The organism is Acidisoma silvae (genome assembly GCF_020618775.1).
In the GTDB taxonomy this organism is placed as follows: domain Bacteria; phylum Pseudomonadota; class Alphaproteobacteria; order Acetobacterales; family Acetobacteraceae; genus Acidisoma; species Acidisoma silvae.
The window spans coordinates 43267-50195 of record NZ_JAESVB010000021.1; the positions used below are offsets into that span (position 1 = coordinate 43267).

The window sequence follows — 6929 nt, forward strand, 5'->3', positions numbered from 1 at the left end:
CTATCCCTTGATCACCCCTTCCTCGATTCCTGTCGGAACACAGCGAAGCGGGCTCATTCAGCCGCGGTGGCGGAAGGCTCTGCCCAAGGACGCAATAGGCGGGCGGCATGACGGTCCGGCAGATGTGGGCCTTGGCGGAACAGCTTTTCGCGGAGCGTGCCGTCCGCATATTGCGTTTGCATGAGACCGCGCTTTTGCAGCACCGGCACCACGTGGTCCACGAATTCCCCCCACCAGCCGAGCGTTGTTACCGGCACGACATTGAAGCCAGCGACACCGGCTGCAGCCCAACGCTCAACCTCGTCGGCGATCTGCTCTGGCGTGCCGGCAAAGCGAGCTGAGACGGTTTTGCGAAGGACATCTGCAAAGGTGACTGCGCCATCTGGCGCCGCGTCGATAAAGGCGCGCACATTGCCACGGGTGCCGTTCTTTTCGCGCAGGTCTTGCAGGGGGTCTCCGGGTCGATTTTCGTCAGGTCCACCCCAATGCCGCCGCTCCAAAAAGCCGCCAGGGCGTCCAGGCTGAAAGCCTCCTGGATTTCACGGTGTCGCGCACGGGCTTCCGCTTCGGTACTCCCTATGACGGGCGAGAGCATAACGATCGCACGGATATCATTGGCGTACCGACCGAAAGCCGCTGTGCGCCGTCTGAGATCGGCAATATCAGCCTTTGCACTTTCCGGGGTCTGGGAAGGCAAAAAGGTCACCTCCGCATGGCGAGCAGCGAACTGCCGACCAGCCTCGGACGCGCCCGCTTGAAACAGAACCGGTGTTCGCTGCGGGGATGTCTGCACGATGTGTGGACCGTCGACTTGGTAACGGGCGCCGCGGTGGTTGATCGCATGGAGCCGCTCCGGGTCGACATAGATTCCGCGAACAGGATCCCGCACCAGCACCTCGTCTTCCCAGCTCGCTTCCCAGAGCTTGTAGACAACGTCGATATATTCCTCAGCCCAAACATAGCGGTCATCATGCTGGGGGAGGCTTTTCAGCCCATAGTTGCGAGCTGCATTATCCAAATAGGACGTGACAATATTCCAGGCAACGCGCCCGTCCGTCAGATGATCCAGGGTTGAGATTTTGCGCGCAAAACTGAACGGATGTTCCTGGATTACCGAACTTGTCACAGCGAAGCCGATGTTTTTCGTGGCCGCGGCCAAAGCTGAGACCAGCACGGCCGGGTCATGCGACGGAAACTGCATGCCGGTGCGCACGGCCTGCTGCCAAGCACCCGGTGAAGTCTCATAAATCCCGGCGACGTCGGCCAGGAAAACGACGTCGAAACACCCACGTTCTGCCGTTTGGGCAAGGTCAATCCATGGCTGGAGCTTATGAAAATTCGTCTGGTGCTGGCCGAGAGCGTGCCGCCACAGCCCATCGCTGTGGTGGTTCGGCGTAACATGGGCGAATGCGTTGTAGATCAGCGGCCGATTGATGCCACTCATTTGCCGGTCGCTTCCTTAATCTGCTCAGGCGTCCAAGCCGTGATCGGCGTTTTCTGCCAAGCGCTGAAGGGCGTGGGATTGTCGACGACTTCATGCCCATCCTGCACATGTCCGGCGAAGGCCCAGATATTTTCCTGGCGCGGCATCCCGGCAACAGGTGCGATGGCCGTGAAATTGATCGGGTGCAGCGCGTCAGTCTCGAAGTTCTGGTCCTTGCTGACATAGTCACTGAAAGAGGCGACCGTCACCTCTGGCAAGTTTCGAGCAATCTGGGCAAAAGTCCAAACAGCAAGCCAGTCTGTGGTTGTCGTGCCGTCGGTCGGACCTTTTACGTTGTGGTTCGGGTCGTATTTGGCAAGCTCACGCTCATACTCAGCCCAGGTTGGAAACTGTTTGGCATCTTCGCCCTTTTCCAATGCCAGCGAATTTGGGAAGGGTGCAGTGCTCAATGCAGCAATGGTCGCGTCTTCAATAACATTGTTGCTGCTGACAAAGGGAATCGTAATTCCTTGCTGGGCAGCAGCCTGCACAAGTAATGTCTGCTGCTCGGGGGGATATAGCATTCCGCCCCAGACATCAGGGTGATATTCCTTGATCTTGGCAATATACGGCGAAAAATCCGTCGTTGAGGGCGGCACTTCGACGATCTTCACATCCGTCACGCCAGCCTGCTTATAACCGAATAACGCTGTCGTTTGGTAGGTTACATTCCCAAGCATTGAGACATATACGGCACTTTTGGCATGAAAACGCAGTGCACCAAGATAAGTGCCTTGCGCTGCACCTGCGCCGTTCAGCGCCGTGATGAAGGACAGCGGATTGCGCACATCGGACGGATCGCTGCCCATCGGAAACCAAGCAGCAATGCCTTTCGCCTTCATTATCTTGGCGATGCCATTGGCGCTGCTACCGCCGATATAGGTGATAGCACCCTCATCGGCCAAACGGCGCGCGCAGGACAGGCTGGCTGCGGGCTGCCCTTTGGTGTCGCAGATTTCGACAACAAGCTTACGGCCGTGGATACCGCCCTGATCATTGATTGCATGAGCCGCGATTTCTGCCACCCGGCCGGGGTCAGTCACCGCGAAGGGGGAGCCGCTCTGTGCGATGATGAAGCCAAGCAGAATAGGCTTGGTATCGGCGGCCTCGGCCTTAACTGAGATGCCTACCAAAGTGCCACCGGCAACGGTACAGAAAAGAAGGAATGATCTCAACGTCATACTGTCATCCAAGAGGAAAAAGAGATGTCGGGTATATGCGGCAAAGCGGCTAAACATCGACCGGACGGCCGAGATAGATGGCCTCAATCTCATCGGAACGTTTGAGCATTTCGTCACGCCGCAAATGCAAGCGGACAGTTCCTTCGCCGATGATCGCGGCGTGGGTCGCGATCCGTTCGGCTATATGGATGTGCTGCTCGACGGCCAGGACCGCTATGCCGTCGGCCTTGGCCTGCGTTGTGACTGCATCGACGACGCGGCGTGACATGGCGGGGCTGAGGCCAAAAGTCAGTTCGTCGAGGAGAACAATTCTTGGCCGGCGAATCAGAGCCCGGGCGACTGCTACCATCTGCTGCTCGCCGCCGCTGAGCTGTCCAGCTTTAACGCTAAGCCTACGTTGCAGCTCGGGGAAAATCTCAAGCAGAGCTTCGGGCTTCAAACCGGCAAGGGTCATATTTTCCGCAACGGTCAAAGACGCAAACAGGCTTCGTCCTTTAATAACGAGACCAGTGCCCGCACGCGCACGCTGATGTGGCGTGCCGCGCAGCGGCTTACCATGCAAAAGGATCGTGCCGGTCGCGTCCGGGATGAAGCCGGCAATGGACAGCAAGGTGGTGGATTTGCCGGCGCCATTGCGCCCCAGTAGAGCCAAGACTTCGCCAGCCTGGACGTCAAGATTTACATCGTGCAGCACCTGGCGACGACCATATCCGGCCCGCAACCCGCGCACGGAAAGAGCTGCCCTGCTCACGCGTCGATCTCCTCAAGCGCATCGCCCGGCTCGCTTTCCAGCGGTTCGCCCAGATAGGCGCGCAGCACGTCCGGATTGCGCAGCACATCGGCAGGACGGCCACGGGCGATAATACGTCCGGCATCCATCACGATGGCAGCATCACAGGTTTCCAGAATGACATCGATATTATGTTCGATTAGGAGAACGGCGATGCCGAGCTCACACGCGGCACGGCGGATAACGGCGATGGCGTGCCGCCGCGCTTCAGGGCTCAATGCCGCAGCAGGCTCATCCAAGCAGAGCACAGCGGGCTTGGCGGCCAGAGCACGCGCCAATGTGACACGGGCGTGCCAGCCCAAGGAGAGCGTCTCGACAGTCGTTTCAAGCAGATCGGCGACTCCGGCAACTTCGGCCGCCGCCAGTACAGAAGGCTGGCGCCGCCGTCGTGCAAAGCCAAACGGGGCCAGCAGATAGGCTTTGAGATCCTTCGGCTCGGCCGCGGTCTCCAGATTTTCCCGGACGGTCAGATCTTCGAACAGAAGGTGGTCTTGAAAGGTGCGGGTCAGGCCTCGCGCGACGCGCTCATGAGGAGGCAAGGCGGTAACATTCTGCCCTCGCACGCGGACTTCGCCCTGGCGAACCGGAATGAAGCCAGTGATGGCATCAACAAGGCTGCTTTTGCCTGCGCCATTGGCCCCTAGGATGCCGAGAACCATGCCCGGTTCGAGTGTGAAGCTGACGTCATCAACGACCGTGGTATCGCCGTACTGAACGCGAAGATTGCTGACGACAAGGGCCGCCAGATCCGCGTCCGAATCCCCGTTCCCATGGGCGATGGCCTGCAGATCACCACTCTGTCGAGGAATCACGGCACACGGGTCCACGGATGGCCAATGTAAGATGGCAGCGGCCGACGCAAGCACACGCGCCGGAATCAGATTGGCGACGCGCAGTATTTGGGCAACAACGCCATCTGGCTCGCTGATAAGCACGAAAACCATGTTGAGCGAGAGAACAAGCGCCAGCCAGTCATTGAAGGTGCCCCCGAAGGATAGCAACTGCGCTAACGCGCCGCCGGGTGCAAAGATGCCGGTAAGGATGCCGCCAAAGATGAAGCCAGCGCCGGACAGCACCGTCATGCTGAGAATGGCAAGGCTGTCAGAGTAGGCAAACCCTTCACCGAAACGCTGGCCGCCCACCGTGCCACTTTGCAATGCCAGCAATGCGCCAGCTAGGCCGGCGAGCGCAGCCGATATGGCCAGCGCCGCGATCTTGGCCTGACGAACAGAGATCCCGCTCGCCGCCGCGGCGCGCTCGTTTGAACGGGTGGCCAGGATTCGCCGGCCGGCGCGGCTACGGCGAAGTGCAGCGACCGCGAGAGCCGCAGCAATTGCGACGATCCAGGTGAGCAAGGCGAAGCGGCGGGGATAAAGTGCATTGTCGAAGGACACGCCGACAACAGTCATGCTGCTGATGGTCCAGCCCTGCACGCCATTGATGAAGAAATCAGACGTGAAAACCCAGGTCTCGATGATCGCGGCGAGCGCCAGCGTAGCGATGGTGACGCCCAGACCTCGCAACCGGGCAGCCCCATGCCCGATGGCCAGCCCGGCGGCTCCGGCCAGCACCATGCTACCGAGCAGCGTAAGCAGCAGCGAAGCGCCATGCTGGCTGAGCCAAGCCGCGAAAAGGACGGAGGCACCGGCGAGGCCAAGCGGCAGCAGGCTGACTTGCCCGGCATAGCCGGCCGTAACGACGACGGAGAGGCCGACAACGGCAAAGATCGCGGTCAGCGCCAGCGTATCCGACCAGAAATCCGGGAGGCTATAGATGGCGATGGCGACAAGGGCCACGCCGAGAACGAGGCCCGCGAGGCTGACCCGACCGGAGCCAACGCGGAACAGGCGAGGTGCATCAATTGTGCCGCGGCCAGGAAGGTTGCGGCCACTGAGGATGAGTGCCAGAATCGTCACTATAAAAGGAATTGATTTTGCAAGTCCGCTTTCGACCGAGAGGCCGATGCCGACGGATTGCGCAATGCCGGCGGCGAGACCAATCAGCAGGGCAACCCAGAATCGCCGAAATCCAGCGATGAGGGCCGCACCCAAAGCTGGAATAACAAGGCTGTCGAGGCCGCCCGGACTCAGGGCGGTGATGGGCAAGAGAAGGATACCCGCAAGAGCCGCCAAAACGCCGCTTATGCCCCAAGCGGCAGCGCCCCAGGGATGGGGAGAAAAGCCGAGCGCTTGCGCACCCATAGGACTGTCTTGCAAGGCGGTGGTGACATGGCCAAACTTGGTGCGCTCAAACAGAAACGTCAGCGCAGCCGTGAGTATGGTCGCTACAGCTACCAGCAGCAGCGATAGATACTGAACGTGGGTGCCGAAAAGCACGGTCCCGCCTGGCACCAGAAAGCTCGGAACAAATTCCTGTTGGTTGGTCCAAATGATCCGTACGATCGCTTGTAGCATCAACAGAAAGCCAAGGGTCACAAGCGTTTTTGTGGTGACGCTCGCGCCGACAAGTCTGCGTCCAACGAAAGCGTAAAATGCAATGCTCAAGGCCAGGCCGGTGACGAGACCAAGAGCAATAGCTGGCCAAAGCCCAACGCCCGCATGGTCATGGAGCTTCCAAAACGCATAAGTCGAAGCCATGCCGATGGCCGCCTGCGCGAAATTGACGACGCCCGTCCCGCGATAGACGGCAACTAGACCAAGAGCGACCAGAGCGTAGGCGCCTCCGCTGCTCAGTCCCAGCAGCGTATATTCAAGAACTTGCTGCAACGGACGGCGCCCTTTCGACACGATGCCCCCATCGTTCGGGATCCTGGCATCAAACAAACTCGTGATGATCGTTTATTTTATAGAGCACCATCATTGATCGTGTAAACCTCACAAATGCACTTTCGGGCTGCAAATATTCTCTAATCACGCCAATTTGTGTCTTTAGGGATTGTGGCGTTGCCGTGCGGAATTTGCGAATGGCGCGACTTACTTGGAGCCTCTTAGCAATGGAGGCGAGTGCATAGCGTATTTTAGGATGGGGACACGGGTGTCTGCGCCCATCCGTAGGATGAAGGTGGGTAAGACGAAGCTCTGGGATCAAGCATAAGTTTCACCTACAGCAGTGGGCTAGCGACAGCTGCCCTAAGCGTCCCGGCTATAAAGCAACAACTTAAAATTCTTTTTGCTCAAGAATTCTATTGGATTTGCTCCTGTCTTGCCCTCAGCGATCTTTCTCCGGATATGTCCACAAGCATCAGCGTTCAGATACCGTGGTTGGCGGCCAGCAGGTGGAGCGCCGCAAGCGCCACCCTTGTGAAGAATGCTGCGGCAAGGGCGCCATGGGCCGAACCCCCACAACCTTGAGGTCGATCACCGGCAACAGGGCAATACGGGCCCAAAATTAGCCTGAACACCTGCCGAATCAGTCGCCGCTACGCCCTCGTGAAGGCGGCAGGCGGCAGGCGAAGACGGGGGTGGCAAAGTGGAGTTGCCCCCGTTAAACCGGACACGAGGCGGGTTGCGATTGG

General features: G+C 59.2%; 5 protein-coding genes. All 5 read right to left on the reverse strand.

The window, feature by feature from the left end:
• Positions 1-53: 53 nt before the first annotated feature.
• From ASILVAE211_RS22750 to ASILVAE211_RS22770, 5 genes are read right to left on the reverse strand one after another with little or no spacing between them, the layout of a single operon-like run.
• A complete protein-coding gene (locus ASILVAE211_RS22750) occupies positions 54-257 on the reverse strand; it encodes a hypothetical protein (RefSeq protein WP_227323659.1) in 204 nt (67 codons plus the stop codon).
• Entirely contained in the window at positions 248-1444 is a 1197-nt protein-coding gene (locus tag ASILVAE211_RS22755) for an NtaA/DmoA family FMN-dependent monooxygenase (RefSeq protein ID WP_227323660.1), read from the reverse strand. The genes ASILVAE211_RS22750 and ASILVAE211_RS22755 overlap by 10 nt, the downstream gene beginning before the upstream one ends.
• Entirely contained in the window at positions 1441-2664 is a 1224-nt protein-coding gene (locus tag ASILVAE211_RS22760) for an ABC transporter substrate-binding protein (protein WP_227323661.1), read from the reverse strand. The genes ASILVAE211_RS22755 and ASILVAE211_RS22760 overlap by 4 nt, the downstream gene beginning before the upstream one ends.
• 49 nt (positions 2665-2713) lie before the next feature.
• Positions 2714-3415 carry an ABC transporter ATP-binding protein gene (locus tag ASILVAE211_RS22765; protein ID WP_227323662.1) on the reverse strand — a complete coding sequence of 234 codons (702 nt, stop codon included), beginning with the start codon at positions 3413-3415 and terminating at the stop codon, positions 2714-2716.
• Complete coding sequence (locus tag ASILVAE211_RS22770) at positions 3412-6180, reverse strand: ABC transporter permease subunit (RefSeq protein ID WP_227323663.1); 2769 nt, start codon at positions 6178-6180, stop codon at positions 3412-3414. Before ASILVAE211_RS22770 ends, ASILVAE211_RS22765 begins: the two co-directional genes overlap by 4 nt.
• Between the last annotated feature and the right edge of the window lie 749 nt (positions 6181-6929).